Here is a 15,732-nt window from a genome sequence, read left to right on the forward strand (position 1 = left end):
TAACAGTCTCCAAGAATGTAACCAGACTGTTCACGTCGTTTGTCGAGGGTTACATTCGCTGGAACACTCGAGAGCGACATGAACGAAGAAGGCCAGAAGGCGCTGCAGCCAATGATTTACCTGCCGGTGTCCGGCAAGTTTGTTATTGCGTTGATTGGCGCCAGCGCCTGGATGTGGTTCTCGATATGGGCCGCGGGCCCCTGGCTGGCCGATCTGACGAATCGGGTGGGAATGGCCCTGGCCATTTTCCTGGTGTATGGCATTGCCGTCGTTCCGGGTTTCATGAATGCATTCCTGGCCATCAGCCTGCTGCTGGACAAGAGGCCGGCGCATCCCGCGTTGGCCGTCTATCCCCCGATCTCCATCCTGATTGCCGCCTACAACGAGGAGGCGTCCATCGAGGAGACACTGGTCAGCATCGATCGGCAGAATTACCCGGGCGAACTGCAGGTGATCGTGATCAACGACGGGTCCGCGGATGGCACGTCTCTTGTGGTTCAGCGCGCCCGGGAGCGCTACCCGTGGCTGACCTTTCTGGACCTGGAAAAAAATGGCGGCAAGGCGCGCGCGCTGAACATCGGGTTCAAGGAGGTGGCGCACGACCTGGTCATCACCGTGGATGCGGACTCCTTCCTTTACCGCGGCGCGCTGGCCAGCATCGTCGAGCGCTATCGCGCCGACCCGCCCCATACCCGGGCCGTGGCAGGAAAAATCCTGGTCCGCAACTCGCGGCTGAACTGGATCACCCGCTGCCAGGAATGGGATTACTTCCATGGCATTGCGGCCATCAAGCGCGTGCAATCGCTGTTCCAGGGCACCCTGGTGGCCCAGGGTGCGTTTTCCATCTACGACCGGGCCGCGCTGATCGAGGTTGGCGGATGGCCCGAGTGCGTGGGGGAGGACATCGTGCTCACCTGGGCCCTGCTCAAGGCCGGCTACCGGGTAGGCCACTGCGAGGACGCGTGCCTGTTCACCAATGTGCCCACCACCGTCAAGCAATTGGTCAAGCAGCGCCAGCGATGGGCGCGCGGCATGGCGGAAGCCTTCATCAAGCACCCGGGGATCCTGGTCAAGCCGCGGTTGTCGACCTTCTTCATCTATTGGAACCTGCTGTTTCCGTGGCTGGACCTGGCATGCACCATCGGCTTCATCCCCGGAATCATTCTCGCGTTCTTCGGCCACTACTGGATCGTGGGAATCATGACCCTTGCATTGATACCGGCCACGTTCGCATTGAGCCTGCTCATGTTCCGGATCGAGCGCCGGATGTTCCGGAAGACCGGCTTGGTGGTGCGAAAGAACGTCCAGGGCTTCTTTGTCTACGTGCTGCTGTACAGCCTGATCCTGCAGCCCGCCAGCGTGCTCGGCTACCTCGACGAACTGTTCAGGAAGCCCAAGGCCTGGGGAACCAAATGACGGGGCTGCCGAGGTATCTTGCCGCCGCTTCGCTGGGTTGCCTGGTGCTGATCGCTCCCTGCAGGGCGGAGGAAGAAAAAGCAAACGAAAAACCGGCCGGCATGGCCTTTGGCCCGGAATTCTTCCTCACCAGCGACAGCGATGATTTTCAGTCGCGCCGGGTGTCGGTGGAATTCTTTCCCGCCTTTGAAAATGCCGACCGCTACCTCGGGTTCCGGCTCGGCGACTACCAGTACAAGCAGGACCACTGGCAAAGGGCCGGCAAGAAGATCTCGTTCCTGGCCCGCTCGGTCGAAACGAAGACCACCGACGGAGGCGCGATCGAGGTCGGCGCGTTCGAGCAGGGCGGGCACACCTTGCTCACGCTCGACGGCAGCTATCGCCTGTCGCCCACCAAGAGCACGGCGGTGGAGTTCCTCGTGACGCGCGACTGGGTGGAGACCCCGAAGTCGCTGGACCGCGGCATCGATTTTTCGTTTGTCGGGGTGGCCGTGGATCAGGGGCTTGGAAGCCACGTGACCCTGGTCGGGCTGGCGGCGCAGCAGTATTTTTCCGACGGCAACCGGCGCGACCACGGCCGCCTGCGGCTGATCTACCAGCCGTCGCTCGACCTGGGGCTGACGCTGCAGGCGCGCTATCGAACCTACCGCAGCAGCCACGAGGACGTGGACAGGGCCTATTTCAATCCGAAGAACTACAGCGAGGCGATGCTGGCGGTCGGCTGGCGGCAGCGTTTTGCGGGCTGGACCCTCGCGGTCACGGCCGGGCTCGGCACCGAGACGATCAACCACGAGTTCCGGCAGCCGACGCGACTGCTGGATGTGAACCTGCAAAGCCCCGTCAGGGGATCGCAGGTCTTTCGCTTCGGCGCCGGCTACAGCCGCAGCACCACCTTCTCGGGGCCCAGCTACCAGTACCGGTACCTGCGCGGCGAGTGGGTGATCCTTTTCTGAGGCCGGGCGCCTCTTGCCTGGCTACTTGTCGTGATGCAGATAGCTCGCCTGCTTCGGCAGCAGCAAGCTCACCATGAAGGCCACGCCCATCATCGCGGTCACGTACCAGTAGAAGTAGGACTCGTGGCCGATCGACTTCAGGCCCAGCGCCACGTATTCGGCGCTGCCGCCGAAGATGGCATTGCCCACGGCATACGACAGGCCCACGCCCAGCGCGCGCACTTCGGGCGGGAACATCTCGGCCTTCACGATGCCGCTGATCGAGGTGTAGAAGCTCACCACCGCCAGCGCCAGCGTGATTAGCACGCCGGCCATCAGAGGGCTGCCCACGCTCTGCAGGTTGCTCAGCACCGGCACCGTCATCAGTGCGCCCAGCGCGCCGAACAGCAGCATGTTGCTGCGCCGGCCGATGCGGTCCGACAGCGCGCCGAACAGCGGCTGCATGCACATGTAGATGAACAGGCAGGCGGTCATCACGTTGCTGGCGGTCTTGATCGACATGCCGGCCGAGTTCACCAGGTATTTCTGCATGTAGGTGGTGAAGGTGTAGAAGATCAGCGAGCCGCCGGCCGTGTAGCCCAGCACCACGAAGAACGCGCGCTTGTGGTGTTTGAACAGCTCGGCGATGCTGCCGGCGCCCTTGGCGGCGCGGGTCTGGGTGCTGGCGGTCTCGGTCAGCGTGCGGCGCAACATCAGCGCCACGATGGCCGCCACGGCGCCCAGCACGAAGGGAATGCGCCAGCCCCAGGCTTTGAGCTCGGCCTCGTCGAGCAGCTGCTGCAGCACCACCACGACGACCACGGCCAGCAATTGGCCGCCGATGAGCGTGACGTACTGGAACGACGAGAAGAAGCCGCGCTGGCCGCGCATCGCCACCTCGCTCATGTAGGTGGCGGTGGTGCCGTACTCGCCGCCGACCGACAGGCCCTGCAGCAGCCGCGCGGCCAGCAGCAGCGCGGGTGCCCAGGCACCGATCTGCGCATAGGTGGGCAGGCAGGCGATGACCAGCGAGCCCACGCACATCATGACGACCGATGTCACCATCGAGGTCTTGCGGCCCTTGCGGTCGGCCAGCCGGCCGAACAGCCAGCCGCCGATCGGGCGCATCAGGAAGCCGGCGGCGAACACGCCCGCCGTGTTCAGCAGCTGGACCGTGGGGTCCGACTTGGGAAAGAACGAGGGCGCGAAGTAGATCGCGCAGAAGGCGTAGACGTAGAAGTCGAACCATTCCACCAGGTTGCCGGACGAGGCGGCAAAGATGGCGAAGATGCGCTTGCGCTTTTCCTCGAAGGTGTAGGGCGTGGTGTTGGGAACGTTGGTGCTGGTCGCGTCCGGGCTGGAGGCACCGGCGGTGGCGCTGGCAATGGCGGTCATTCGGGGGTCCTTGTCTCTGGCTGGGCCCCCCGCGGAGCCGCGGAAAGCCGTGCCAGCGAGTCTGTGCCGCCGCGGCGGCGCTGTCGTCCGTAGGCGCCCGCCGCGCCGCTACGTACGTGTACGCAAGGGTAAATACCTAGAAAGCGCTACAAACTGTGTTCGCGCAGGAAGCGGTCGAGCTCGTGGCTGTTCGACAGGCCGAGCTTGGCGAACACATGGGCGCGGTGCGTTTCCACCGTGCGCTGCTCCAGCGGCGCGAGCTCCTGCGCGATGCGCTTGTTGGCCAGGCCCTGGGCGACCAGCCGGGCCACCTGCATCTCGCGCGGCGTGAGCTTGGACCACAGGGCCTCGGCGGCCTGGCGGGCCTGCCGGCGCACGGCGATCTCTTCGGCCTTCTGCAGGGCCTTGGCGATGCTCTCGAGCAGGCGCTCGTCGCTGCAGGGCTTCTCGAGCCAGCCGAAGGCGCCGTTCTGCACCGCCTCCACGGCCATCGGAATGTCGCCGTGGCCGGACAGGAAGATCACGACCAGCGGGCTGTCCTGCGCACGCAGCGCGTCGAACACCTGCAGTCCGCTCATCCCCTCCATGCGCAGGTCCAGCACGACGCAGCCCGGGCGCTGCAGGTCGGCGCCGGCCAGGAAGGCCTCGCCCGAGGCAAAGGCCTGCACCGCATGGCCGCGCGACAGCAGCAAAAGGCCCAGCGAGCGGCGCACGGCCTCGTCGTCGTCGACGATGCACAGGTGGTTGGCAAGGGCGGTCATGGCGCCGAGATTTCCAGTTCGAGGGTGAAAACTGTGCCACCGCCGGCCCGGTTGGCAAAGGACAGCCGGCCGCGGTGGGCTTCGACGATGGTGCGGCAGATGTTCAGCCCAAGCCCCAGCCCGCCGGCCTTGGTGGTGAAGAAGGGCGCGAACACCTGTTCGACCAGCGCTGCGTCGATGCCCGCTCCGCGGTCGGCCACGTGGATGTGCATGCGGCCTTCGCTCACCTCGGCGTCGATTTCCACCAGCCGCTGCTCCGGCGGCGCGGCCTGCATGGCGTGCAGGCTGTTGGACAGCAGGTTCAGCAGCACCTGCTCCAGCAGCACGCGGTCGCCGCGTACCTCGGGCAGGTCCGCCCGCAGGCGCACCTCGGCGCGCGCCTGGCGCATCCGCATCTCGCCCTGCAGCAGCGCCAGCGCGTTGCTGACCAGCGACGCCACCGCGCAATCCTCGGTGCCGACGGTGCGCTGGCGCACGAAGCCGCGGATGCGCCGCACGATCTCGGCGCTGCGCCGGGCCTGCGCCATGGTCTCGTCGAGGCTGCTGGCCAGCAGCGCCTGGTTGCCCTGTTCCGCGAAGGCCTTGGCGGCGCTCGCGAAATTGCTCAGCGCCATCAGCGGCTGGTTCAGCTCGTGGGCGAGCGTGGAGGCCATCTCGCCCAGGCTGGCGAGGCGCTGCGCATGCTGCAGCTGCTCGTCGTTCTGGCGCTGGCGCAGCTCGGCGCGCTTCTGCTCGGTGATGTCCACCACCGAACTCATCCAGCCGCTGTGGCGGCCGTCGGCATCGATGAGCGGCGCGGTGTAGACCATGGTGATCACCTCGTGCCCGTCGCGGTGCTGCAGGCGCGACTCGAAACCCGAGCGCGCGGGCTGCCCGCTCATCATGGCCTGGTAGTGCAGCCAGTGCTGGGCCACGTCGTCGGGATGCCAGTAGGGGTAGGGCGGCAGCCGGCCGAGCAGTTCGTCGGCGCCGTAGCCGGTCATCTCGCAGAAGGCGGGGTTGACGTAGATGATGCGTCCCTCGAGGTCGCGTGCGCGCATGCCCACCAGCAGCGAATCTTCCATCGCCTTGCGGAAGGCGTGGGCCTCGTCCAGCGCGTGCGTGCGCTCGCGCACCCGCCGCTCCAGGTCGCGCCGCGCATCGCGCTGCTCAGCGAAGCGGCGCTCGCGCAGCTGCCAGTACAGCCCGCCCAGCAGCAGCACGCCCGCGCACAGCAGGCCGAGCATCCAGGCGCGTTCGCGCGCGCGGGTGACCTCGGCGTGGTCGGCCATCACGGTCAGGGTCCAGCCGAGGTCAGGCAGTGGCTCGTCGAGTGCGAGGAAGCGGCGCGCCTTGCCGCCCATCTCGGTGCGCACGAGGTAGCCCGGATGCCCCTCCTCGCGCTCCACCGTCCATGGCAGCGGCAAGAAGCCGGTGCGGGCGCCGTACTGCTGGTCGCGCTTCATGCCCACCAGGTCGGCGGCGGCGAGGGGCCGCGTGGCCTGGTACATCCACGCCGGCACCGAGCTCAGGAACACGATGCCGCGCGCATCGGCCAGCAGGATCGGTTCGCGCGCGAAGGTCCAGGCCTCCTGGAGCTGGCGCAGGCTGATCTTGACCGTCAGCACGCCCAGCACGGCGCCGGCCTCGGAGCGCACCGGTGCCGACATGAAGAGCCCGGGCTCGCCGGTGGTCTGGCCCACGCCGTAGAAGAGGCCGCTGCGGCCCGCGCGCGCGTCGATGAAGTAGGGCCGGTTGGCATAGGACTCTCCGACGAAGCTCTGCGGCGTGGCCCAGTTGCTCGCCGCCAGTGTGAGGCCCTGCAGGTCGATCAGGTAGAGCGCGTCCGAGCCCGCGTGGCGGTTCACTTCCTCGATGTAGCGGTTGGCGCGCTGCTGCGCCGCCGGGTCGCGCGGGTGGGCCAGCACGTTGAAGACGTCGGGGTGCATGCCCGCGGTGCGCGGCAGGTAGCCGTACTTGCCGGCGGCATCGCGCAGGCCCAGCACGTGGACTTCCATCGCGCGGCGGATCGAGTCAGCCTGGAAGCTGGCCTCGCGGGCCGCGGCCCATTGGCCTGCCGCGCCGATCAGCAGCAGCGCCACGGCCACGGCGGCCGCCCAGGCGAGCAGCGTGCGCCAGCGGCCGGGGCGGGAGCGGGCCGTGGGCGTTTCGGGCGGAAGGGGAGACAGGGGCGGCATGGGAGGCGGGGGCCGACCGGAGCGGCGACCGGGATTTTGCCTTGATCCCCGGATCGGCCGGCAGGGCCGCCGTACCATCGCCCTCATGCGAACCCTTTCACTCCCCACCGGCGGCGAGATGCCGGTGCTCGGCCTCGGCACCTGGCGCATGGGCGAGATCGCGGGCCGGCATGCCGCCGAAGTGGCCGCCGTGCGCGAAGCCATCGCCATGGGCTACCGGCTGATCGACACCGCCGAGATGTACGGCGAGGGCGGCGCCGAAACCGTGCTCGGCCTGGCCATTGCAGAGGCCCTGCGCGCGGGCGACGTGCGGCGCGAGGAGCTCTTCATCGTCAGCAAGGTCTACCCGCACAACGCGAGCCGCCGCGGCACGCCCGAGGCCTGCGAGCGAAGCCTGAAGCGGCTCGGCCTCGACATGGTCGACCTGTACCTCTTGCACTGGCGCGGCAGCCATCCGCTGCGCGAAACGGTCGATGCGCTGCAGGCACTGGTGGCCAAGGGGCGCATCGCGCGCTGGGGCGTGAGCAACTTCGACACCGACGACATGCAGGAGCTGGCGCCGCTCGCCGATTCAGGCCCCGGCTGCGCGGCCAACCAGGTGTACCTGTCGCTGGCCGAGCGCGGCCCCGAGTTCAGCCTGCTGCCCTGGCTGCGCGAACACGGCATGCCGCTGATGGCCTACAGCCCGATCGACCAGGGCGCGCTGGCTTCGGACGAGGCGCTGCAGGAGCTGGCCAGGCGGCTCGGCATGAGCGCCGCGCAGCTTGCGCTGGCCGCGGTGCTCGCGCGGCCCGGTGTCGCCGCGATTCCGAAGGCGGTGCGCAGCGCGCACCTTCAGCAGAACCTCGCCGCTGCCGACCTGAAGCTCGATGCGGCCACCCTCGCCGAACTGGAGCGCCTCTATCCGCCGCCGCGCCGCAAGGCGCCGCTGGCGATGATCTGACAGTCTCTAGTGGGCTTCGGCCTGCTTGGCCGCGGCGATCACGGCCTCTTCGTCGTGCTTCGCGCCATTGAGGAACAGGTTCAGCAGCACCGCGCTGATCGACGCCAGCAGGATGCCCGACTCGATCAGCGAGTGAATGGCATGCGGCATCCACTGCTTGAAGTTGGGTGCAATGAGCGGAATCATGCCGATGCCGATCGACACCGCCACGATCATCGCGTTGTGGCGGTTGGTCTTGAAGTCCACGCCCGAGAGAATGCGGATGCCCGTGGCTGCCACCATGCCGAACATCACCAGCCCCGCGCCGCCCAGCACCACGGTGGGCAGCGATTCGATCAACGCCGCCATCTTGGGCAGCAGGCCCAGCACGATCAGGATCACGCCGCCGGCCACGCAGACGTAGCGGCTCTTGATGCCCGTGACCGCCACCAGGCCCACGTTCTGCGAGAAGCTGGTGTACGGAAAGGTGTTGAAGATGCCGCCGATCAGCGTGCCGAGGCCGTCGGTGCGCAGGCCCTTGGCCAGGTCCTTCTGCGTGATCTTGCGGTCGGTCATTTCGCCGAGCGCCAGGAACATGCCGGTCGACTCGATCATCACCACGATCATGATCAGCGTCATCGTGAGGATCAGGACCGGGTCGAACTGCGGCATGCCGAAGTGGAAGGGCAGCACGATGTCGACCCAGGCGGCCTTGCCGACCTTCTCGAAGGTCATGAGGCCGGTGATCGAGGCCACCACCGCACCGATCACGATGCCCAGCAGCACCGAGATGTTGGCGATGAAGCCCTTGGCGTACTTGACGATCAGCAGGATCGACACCAGCACCAGCGCCGCCACGCCGAAGCCAGAGAGGTCCGCGTACTTGGGGTTGGGCACGGTCGGCATGATCGCGAAGCCCTTGGGCACCGCGGGAATCGAACTGCCCGGCGAGGTCACTTCTGCGAGCCACTTCGCATACACCGGGTCGACCAGCGCGGGCGCCGTCGGCCCCACCGGGTTGCCGAAAATCCAGTTGATGCCCACGCGCATCAGGCTGATGCCGATGACCGCGATGATGGTGCCCGTGACCACCGGCGGAAAGAAGCGCAGCATGCGGCTCACCAGCGGCGCAATGATGATCGACACCACGCCCGCGCCGATGATGGCGCCGAACAGCAGCTGCGCGCCGTTCTGCCCCGGGTTGGCATTGGCAATGGCCACCATGGGCGCGACCGATGCGAAGGTCACGCCCATCATCACCGGCAGCCTGATTCCGAACCACTGCGTGGCGCCGAGCGCCTGGATCAGCGTGGCAATGCCGCAGCAGAACAGGTCGGCCGAGATCAGCAGCGCCACCTCGTCGGGCGAGAGCTTGAGCGCACGGCCGACGATCAGCGGCACCGCGACGGCGCCCGCGTACATCACGAGCACGTGCTGCAGGCCGAGGGCCGCGAGCTTGCCCGAAGGCAGGCGCTGGTCCACGGGATGGACATTGCTGGAAAGGGAATCTGCCGTCATCGTTGTCTCCTGGCGCGGCGAGGGGAACGAGCAGTGATGCGCGTCGCAGAGCCGTCGCGCACACCAGTTGTGTACGCGAAACTGTATACAATTTGTGCGGCAATCCGGATTCAGGTAAACCCGAATCAGTCTCCCATCTCGATCTTCAGTCGCCGAATGAGCCAGTTCGCCGTGAACTCGAAGTGCTCACGCATGTTCGATTCCGCCGTGTGGCCGTCATCCCCGAACACCAGTTGCGTCACGTTGAAGCCGAGCGCCGCCAGAGCGGCGGGCTCGTCTCTGGAGACGAGATCCTCGTGCGCGCCGTTCACCATGAGAATGGGCTTGCGCAGCTGCACCGCGGTCGGCATCTTCAACTGGCGCGAGAGCTGGAATGCTTCGTAGTATTCGCACATCGCTTCACGCGGTGTGGTCTGCGGATTCATGTTCGCAAACACGGTGTAGGGCGCGACGATCCAGGCAGGCGCCACCTTGCAATGCGCTTGTCCAAAGCTCGCATCGCTGGGGCCGCCCACATTGACCACGGCCTTGTAGAAGTCGTTGCTCAGCCCGCCAAGCGTTCCCAGATAGCCGCCCATGCTCCAGCCGTACAAGGCCACTCGGCTGGCGTCCAGGTCGCTGCGGGTCTTGATGTAGTCCGCCACGGCGTCGAACATCACATGGGACTCCGGCCGGAACCCGAGCTGGTTCTCTCCGGTGTCCGGATTTTCCACAATGATGGTTGCGAAGCCCCGACCCATGAAGTAATCACTGTGCCGGATCATCTCGGTCTTCAGGTTGTCGAGGCCGCCGAGAATCACCAGTACCGGCAGCTTCTCGTTGCGGCCTGTTCGTGCAGGCGGCGCCCGGAAGTAGCCGGTGAATTCTTTCGTGCCGGTCTTGAATGCGATGCGTTGGAGCGGCTTTCCCAGGAGCGCATGGGCTCGTTCGGTCGCCTGCAGATCGGCGGTGGGAACACGCTTGGGAAGCCGGTTCATCCGCAGGTAGAAAGCGGCCTTCTTGTATTCGACCGATGCGGCAGCATTGTTTCCTCGCGCTTCGGATGCGCGGGCTCGTTCCAGGTGCAGTTGGGCGGGCTGGCTGAAGGTCGCCTGCCAGATCGCCTGCGACGGCCCGCCGTGTTCCGGCAGCGCTGCGGCGATGTCGTCGAAGGTGCTTGCATCGATGCCGGCATCCTCGAGCCACCAACAGATGTTGAATTTGAACGAGGGGTGCATGCGGGCGATGCCCTGCGGATACTCCGCCTGCCCCTTGCTGCAGAACTCGGCCATGCTGTCCGCGGCCTTGGCGGCCGGGAGACTCCGGGCCGCGGATGCTTGCGGCGCTGCTGCGATGCAAAGAAAAGCTGCGAAGGCTGTCGAGAGTTTCAGGATCAATCTGTTCGTCACGGTTTTTCCCCTTGTTCAGGATTCGGTTCGGGTCGGCACACCAGGCAGCCAGCCATTGCCGCGATACCAGGCGAGCGTGTCGGCCACGGTTTGCTCGATCGGGCGAAACTTCAGTTGAAGCTTCTGCTCGCTCTTGGTGTGGTTGAAATGGCTGCGCCCTGCCTCCTTGCGCATCAGCCGCACGGTGGCCAGGCCGAGCAAGATGGGCTTTCCGGTGGCCCGCGCATAGAGTTCCTGCACCGCCGCCAGCAGGTACAGGAGCGGAAAGGGCAGGTGGCGTGTCGGCGTGCGGATGCCCGCGATCTTTCCCACCAGGGGCACCAGTTCCTGCATCGTCATGTGGCGCCCGGCTGCCAGATAGCGCTCGCCGCGCTGGCCGTTTTCCGCGGCCGAGATCTGCGCCTTTGCCACATCGCGGGCATCGACAACGGAAAAGCTGCCGGGCACCAGCCCGGGCAGTTTGCCGAGCACCACATCGTTGACGAACTGTCCTGACGAGGTGGGACCGATGTCGGCCGGTCCCCACATCCATCCGGGCAAGACAAAGCTCGCGTGCATGTCCGGGTGCACTGCAAGAAAGGCCGACACGACTTGATCGGCCAGTATCTTGCTGCGGTAGTAGTCGTCGTCGGCATCTGCCAGGTCACGCAGACAGGTCTCGTCGATGGGCATGCCCGGCTCGCCATTCAGCACCGCGATGGACGAGGTCTGGACGAAGCGCCGGATGCCGGCACCGTAGGCCTGCTCGATGAGCTGCCGGGTGCCGTCCACATTGATGCGCTTGAGCTCTTCCCAGTGGCTGCCGCCCTTGAAGTTGTCCCGGAAGAACGCGGCGGTGTGGAACACCACGTCGCATCCTTGCAGTGCCTTGGAGAAAGCGGGTACATCCGCCATGTCGCCCAGCACCAGCTCGACGCCTTTCATCCCCGCAAACTGCTGCTGGCCTTTGGCCTTCGAGCGAACAAGGGCTTTGACGAAGACGCCGCGCGCGACCAGCTCGCGCACGAGGTTGTTGCCGAGAAGGCCGGTCGCGCCAGTGACGAACGCGGTCCTCAGGGGCTTTGGATTTTCCATATCAATCGAACTTCAAAAATCAAATGAGTTTTGAATGTACCTTCGCCGTTTTCAAATATCAAGTGATATTCGAACGTGAGATTCCGGACTGCGCCCCGGAAGGCAGGCGCTATTCAAAGTTCATGTGATATCTTTTCGACCATGACCCCGACGACAGCAAAAACGCGCCTGACCCGCGAGGAAAGCCGGGCGCAGACGCGCGAGCGCTTGATCGAGACCGCGCAGCACCTGTTTGTGTCGAACGGGTATGGGGGCGCGTCGATCCGCGACATCGCGGACAAGGCGGGCTACTCCCAAGGCGCCTTCTATTCGAACTTTTCGAGCAAGGAGGACGTCCTGCTGGAGTTGCTGCGGCGGCACATGGAAGCCGAAGCGTTGCAGCTTTTCAAGGTCATGGGCGACGAGCGGCAAGAGCCCGAGCAGATGCTTGCCGAGCTGGAAGCCTGGGCTTCCACGCTCAATCGCGATGCCGACTGGTGCATGCTCTCCATCGAGCTTCAGCTGCATGCCAACCGCAGTCGAAGCTTCGCGCAGGAGTACCAGAAGGTGTGGGACAGGCACCGATCCGAAATCGGCGGCGTGATCGGTCAGTTGTTCGACAAGCTCGGGCGCACGCCTCCTGCCGCACCGGACGAATTGGCCGCAGCTTTCATGGCTCTGTCGCACGGGCTGGCATTGCAGCGGATGAGCACGCGCCCCGATCCCTCGGGACGCCTGATCATGGTTTTCCTGCGCGGGCTGATTGCAGGTGCGCAAGGCCTGGAAGCGGTCGCCGTCGCATCGGATGGCCCCGCTGCGCGCGAGCCGAAGAAGCGCGCTGCGAAAACCAGGCGCTGAACTGGAGTAGGGGCTCGGGCAGCCCTTTTCAGGCCAGCAGCGCCTTCACCAGGTCGAGCTGGCGGTCGGGCTTCTCGGTGCCGAGCTCCAGGCTGGCCTCGATGCGCTCCAGGTGGTCGATCATGCAGGCCACCGCGCCTTCCGTGTCGCCCTTGCGGCAGATGCGAAGGAAATCGGAGTGCTCGTCCGACGAGCAATGCGGGTCGTTCGACGAGTGGTAGAGCATCGCGATCAGCGAGCTGCGCGCCACCAGCTCGCGCACCAGCTCGGCCAGCGTCTTGTTGCCCGTGGCCTCGGCCAGCGCCACGTGGAAATCGCCCAGCACCTTTTCCCGCACGGTGCCCGTGGTGGTAGTCTGGCGCAGCGCGGTGCGCTCGAAGCGGATGTGCTGCTCCAGCACCTGGTAGTCGCGCGGCCGCGCATTGGCAATGAACAGGCGCACCACTTCGCTTTCGAGGATGCGGCGCACCGCGAACACCTCGCGCGCCTCCTGCACCGTGGGCTGGCACACGAAAGCGCCCTTGTCGGGAATCATCTCGATGAGCTTGTCTTTCGAGAGCATCAGCAAGGCCGCGCGAATCTTGGTGCGGCTCACCGAATAGACGCGGCCCAGCGCCTCTTCGCGCAGCCAGGTGCCGGGCGGCAGGCGCTTCTCGACGATCGCGGTAGCGATGTCCTGCGCGATGCTTTCGATGGAACTGGCCTTGTCGTTGGCGGGCGCTGCATTCTCGGCCGCAGCGGCGGTGGCGGGGGGTGCGGTGGATTTGGTGCTGGCGCGGGGCATGCGCAGATTGTGGCTCAGCGGGTGGCCGCCGCGCTCGCGCCGGGCACCGTCAGCTGCGCAGCGTGAAGCCCTCGAGCGCGCCCTTCATGGCCTTGGGCAGTGGATGGGCCAGCTCGCCTCGCTTGCTGGTCGAAAGCTTCAGCGCCACCAGCGACTCGACGAGCCTGGTGGCCGCGGCCACACCGTCGATCACCGGCACGCCGAGCAGGCCGCCGATGTGCTCGCACAGGTCGGCCATGCCGGCGCAGCCGAGCACGATGCAGTCGGAGCCGTCTTCCTCGAGCGCGCGTCGGCATTCGTCGACAATCCGCTCGCGTGCCTGGGAGCCGGGCTCCTCGAGCTCGAGCACGGGCAATTCGCAGGCGCGCACCCTGGCGCAGAAGCGCTCCATGCCGTAGATCTCGGCCAGGTGCCAGGCTTGGCCCATCGTGCGGCCCAGCGTGGTCACTACGCTGAAGCGGCTGCCCACCATGCTGGCCAAGTGCATCGCCGCCTCGGCAATGCCCACCACCGGGCCGCGCGCCAGCTCGCGCGCGGCCTTCAGGCCCGGATCGCCGAAGCAGGCGATCACGTAGCCGTCGATGCCCTCGCGCTCGCCGGCCGCAATTTCCTGCAGCAGGCCGGGCACGGCCAGCGCCTCGTCGTAGTGGCTCTCGATGGAGACCGGCCCCATGGCCGGGCTGACCGCGACGATCTCCGTGCCGGCGCTCGCCACCGCGCGGGCGCAGGCGCCGATCTTCTCGGTCATGCTCCAGGTGGTGTTGGGATTGATGATCTTGATGCGCACGGCGCGGCCCTTTCTTTCTCTTTCAGTGTTTCAAGTCTTGTTGTTGCGGTTCAGCAGGGCATAGATGACGAAGCCCAGTGCCATACCGATGAACCATGCATAGTTCGCGCCACCGCGCAGCGCCGGCACCATCACGCAAAGGATCGGCACCAGTGCGGAGGGGATCAGCGCCTGGATCGCCTTCGGGTTGTAGCCGCCGCTGTACCAGTATTCGCCCTTGGGGCTCATGGTGTAGAGCGCATCCACGTCGATGCGCTGCCTGCGTACGATGTAGTAGTCGGCAATCAAAATGCCGAACAGCGGGCCGATGAACGAGCCCAGCACATCGAGCGTGTAGTGGATGACCTCGGGGCTGTTGTAGAGGTTCCACGGCGTGAGGAACACCGATCCCACCGCCGCGATCATGCCGCCCGTGCGCCAGCTGATGTGCTGCGGCGCCACGTTCGAGAAGTCGAAGGCCGGCGAGACGAAGTTGGCCACGATGTTGATGCCGATGGTGGCAATCATGAAGGTCAGCGCGCCCAGCACCACGGCGGTGGTGCTGTCGATCTTGCCCACGGTGTGCACCGGATCGGTGATCAGCTCGCCGAACACCGGCAGCGTGGCGGCGGTGGTGATCACCGTGAGCAGCGAGAAGAACACGAAGTTGACCGGCAGGCCCCAGAAGTTGCCCTTCTTCACCGCGTCGAAGCTCTTGCCGTAGCGCGAGAAGTCGCCGAAGTTGAGCATCGGGCCGCTGAAGTAGCTCACCACCAGTGCAATGGCCGAGAGCATCACGGGCAGCGCGTCCCAGCCCTGGAACTTGATCCCGCCCAGGTTCAGGTCGATGTTGCTCCAGCCGGCCTTCCACACCAGCCAGCCACACAGCACGGCCATCACCACGTACACGGCCGGTCCGGCCCAGTCGATGAACTTGCGGATCGCCTCCATGCCGTGCCAGAACACGAAGGCCTGCAGCACCCACATGATCATGAACGCCACCCAGCCCAGCGTCGACAGGCCCACGAAGCCGTGCTGGGCCACGTCGGCATACGGCGCGAGGTTCGGGAACATGTGCAGCGCGAGCACCATGAAGGCGGCCGAGGCCAGATAGGTCTGCACGCCGTACCAGGCCACCGCGATCAGCCCGCGGATGATGGCCGGGATGTTGGCGCCCAGCACGCCGAAGGGCGCGCGGCACACCACCGGGTAGGGCACACCGGTCACCTGGCTCGGCTTGGCCACCAGGTTGCAGAAGAACTGCACGATCACGATGCCCACCAGCAGCGACACCAGCACCTGCCAGCTCGACAGGCCCAGCGCGAACAGGCTGCCGGCCGTGATGTAGCCGCCCACGCTGTGCACGTCGGACATCCAGAACGCAAAGATGTTGTATTGGCCCCAGGTCTGCTTCCTGAGAGGGGCCAGGTCTTCGTTGGTCAGCCGCGGGTGGTAGCCGGGCTTGATCAGCGCGTTGGATTCGGCATGCGGCGCATGGCCGGCTTCGCTTGCCCCCGCGGGGGCCTGGCTGACGACTGTGCTCATGGTCTTTCCTCGTGCGAATGAATGGTGGGTTGAGGGACCGTTTCCAGCGCAAATTCCGCACCGGGCATCGGGTGCGTTATTTGTATACAAAAACCGTGTGCAATCAAGTCTATCCGACGGATCATATATCCGTAGATTCCCTGAGATACCCTTTGGGGTGCGCAAAGAAAAAAGGCGCCGTGGCCCGTGGCCATGGCGCCTTTCGAAGGCGGGCGGG

At 66.0% G+C, this 15,732-nt stretch carries 13 protein-coding genes; 4 read left to right on the forward strand and 9 right to left on the reverse strand.

What is annotated here, in order from left to right; genetic code table 11:
• The first annotated feature begins 78 nt into the window (after window positions 1-78).
• A complete protein-coding gene (locus IB278_RS03230; protein WP_145745398.1) occupies window positions 79-1,416 on the forward strand; it encodes a glycosyltransferase in 1,338 nt (445 codons plus the stop codon).
• 101 nt (window positions 1,417-1,517) lie between these two features.
• Complete coding sequence (locus tag IB278_RS03235) at window positions 1,518-2,369, forward strand: hypothetical protein (RefSeq protein WP_225612660.1); 852 nt, start codon at window positions 1,518-1,520, stop codon at window positions 2,367-2,369.
• Window positions 2,370-2,390: 21 nt separating this feature from the next.
• On the opposite strand, the gene IB278_RS03240 is transcribed toward IB278_RS03235, so the two are convergent.
• The 3 genes from IB278_RS03240 to IB278_RS03250 form a co-directional block, all read right to left on the reverse strand.
• Window positions 2,391-3,743, reverse strand: a complete 1,353-nt coding sequence (locus IB278_RS03240) for an MFS family transporter (RefSeq protein WP_192322585.1) — start codon at window positions 3,741-3,743, stop codon at window positions 2,391-2,393.
• 146 nt (window positions 3,744-3,889) lie between these two features.
• A complete protein-coding gene (locus IB278_RS03245; protein WP_192322586.1) occupies window positions 3,890-4,504 on the reverse strand; it encodes a response regulator transcription factor in 615 nt (204 codons plus the stop codon).
• Window positions 4,501-6,681: a sensor histidine kinase gene (locus tag IB278_RS03250; RefSeq protein WP_192322587.1), complete on the reverse strand. Its 2,181-nt coding sequence runs from the start codon at window positions 6,679-6,681 to the stop codon at window positions 4,501-4,503. Before IB278_RS03250 ends, IB278_RS03245 begins: the two co-directional genes overlap by 4 nt.
• An 85-nt stretch (window positions 6,682-6,766) precedes the next feature.
• On the opposite strand from IB278_RS03250, the gene IB278_RS03255 reads away from it, so the two are divergent.
• A complete protein-coding gene (locus IB278_RS03255) occupies window positions 6,767-7,624 on the forward strand; it encodes an aldo/keto reductase (protein ID WP_192322588.1) in 858 nt (285 codons plus the stop codon).
• Between the two features lie 6 nt (window positions 7,625-7,630).
• Here the strand turns inward: IB278_RS03255 and IB278_RS03260 are convergent, their stop codons facing one another.
• The 3 genes from IB278_RS03260 to IB278_RS03270 form a co-directional block, all read right to left on the reverse strand.
• Window positions 7,631-9,121: a nucleobase:cation symporter-2 family protein gene (locus IB278_RS03260; protein WP_145745387.1), complete on the reverse strand. Its 1,491-nt coding sequence runs from the start codon at window positions 9,119-9,121 to the stop codon at window positions 7,631-7,633.
• A gap of 125 nt (window positions 9,122-9,246) precedes the next feature.
• Window positions 9,247-10,509, reverse strand: a complete 1,263-nt coding sequence (locus IB278_RS03265) for a prolyl oligopeptidase family serine peptidase (RefSeq protein ID WP_192322589.1) — start codon at window positions 10,507-10,509, stop codon at window positions 9,247-9,249.
• A gap of 15 nt (window positions 10,510-10,524) precedes the next feature.
• Window positions 10,525-11,583: an SDR family oxidoreductase gene (locus IB278_RS03270; protein ID WP_145745383.1), complete on the reverse strand. Its 1,059-nt coding sequence runs from the start codon at window positions 11,581-11,583 to the stop codon at window positions 10,525-10,527.
• Window positions 11,584-11,724: 141 nt separating this feature from the next.
• Here IB278_RS03270 and IB278_RS03275 point away from each other — a divergent pair, with 141 nt between their 5' ends.
• Entirely contained in the window at window positions 11,725-12,420 is a 696-nt protein-coding gene (locus IB278_RS03275; RefSeq protein ID WP_145745381.1) for a TetR/AcrR family transcriptional regulator, read from the forward strand.
• Window positions 12,421-12,448: 28 nt separating this feature from the next.
• Here IB278_RS03275 and IB278_RS03280 read toward each other — a convergent pair whose 3' ends face one another.
• The 3 genes from IB278_RS03280 to IB278_RS03290 are packed head-to-tail and all read right to left on the reverse strand — an operon-like array spanning window position 12,449 to window position 15,515.
• The gene (locus IB278_RS03280; RefSeq protein WP_145745379.1) at window positions 12,449-13,204 is read right to left on the reverse strand and encodes a GntR family transcriptional regulator; all 756 of its coding nucleotides are present in this window, start codon (window positions 13,202-13,204) and stop codon (window positions 12,449-12,451) included.
• Window positions 13,205-13,253: 49 nt separating this feature from the next.
• A complete protein-coding gene (locus IB278_RS03285) occupies window positions 13,254-13,991 on the reverse strand; it encodes an aspartate/glutamate racemase family protein (RefSeq protein WP_145745377.1) in 738 nt (245 codons plus the stop codon).
• Between the two features lie 30 nt (window positions 13,992-14,021).
• Window positions 14,022-15,515, reverse strand: a complete 1,494-nt coding sequence (locus tag IB278_RS03290; RefSeq protein WP_145745375.1) for an NCS1 family nucleobase:cation symporter-1 — start codon at window positions 15,513-15,515, stop codon at window positions 14,022-14,024.
• Window positions 15,516-15,732: the final 217 nt, after the last annotated feature.

This window comes from Variovorax sp. VRV01 (assembly GCF_014852545.1).
Classification (GTDB): Bacteria; Pseudomonadota; Gammaproteobacteria; order Burkholderiales; family Burkholderiaceae_C; genus Variovorax; species Variovorax beijingensis_A.

Coding starts and splice junctions, on each gene's coding strand:
- IB278_RS03235 (WP_225612660.1), top strand. CDS start 1,518: ATGGCCTTTGGCCCGGAATTCTTCCTCACCAGCGACAGCGATGATTTT.
- IB278_RS03250 (WP_192322587.1), bottom strand. CDS start 6,681: ATGCCGCCCCTGTCTCCCCTTCCGCCCGAAACGCCCACGGCCCGCTCC.
- IB278_RS03240 (WP_192322585.1), bottom strand. CDS start 3,743: ATGACCGCCATTGCCAGCGCCACCGCCGGTGCCTCCAGCCCGGACGCG.
- IB278_RS03270 (WP_145745383.1), bottom strand. CDS start 11,583: ATGGAAAATCCAAAGCCCCTGAGGACCGCGTTCGTCACTGGCGCGACC.
- IB278_RS03275 (WP_145745381.1), top strand. CDS start 11,725: ATGACCCCGACGACAGCAAAAACGCGCCTGACCCGCGAGGAAAGCCGG.
- IB278_RS03245 (WP_192322586.1), bottom strand. CDS start 4,504: ATGACCGCCCTTGCCAACCACCTGTGCATCGTCGACGACGACGAGGCC.
- IB278_RS03260 (WP_145745387.1), bottom strand. CDS start 9,121: ATGACGGCAGATTCCCTTTCCAGCAATGTCCATCCCGTGGACCAGCGC.
- IB278_RS03280 (WP_145745379.1), bottom strand. CDS start 13,204: ATGCCCCGCGCCAGCACCAAATCCACCGCACCCCCCGCCACCGCCGCT.
- IB278_RS03255 (WP_192322588.1), top strand. CDS start 6,767: ATGCGAACCCTTTCACTCCCCACCGGCGGCGAGATGCCGGTGCTCGGC.
- IB278_RS03230 (WP_145745398.1), top strand. CDS start 79: ATGAACGAAGAAGGCCAGAAGGCGCTGCAGCCAATGATTTACCTGCCG.
- IB278_RS03290 (WP_145745375.1), bottom strand. CDS start 15,515: ATGAGCACAGTCGTCAGCCAGGCCCCCGCGGGGGCAAGCGAAGCCGGC.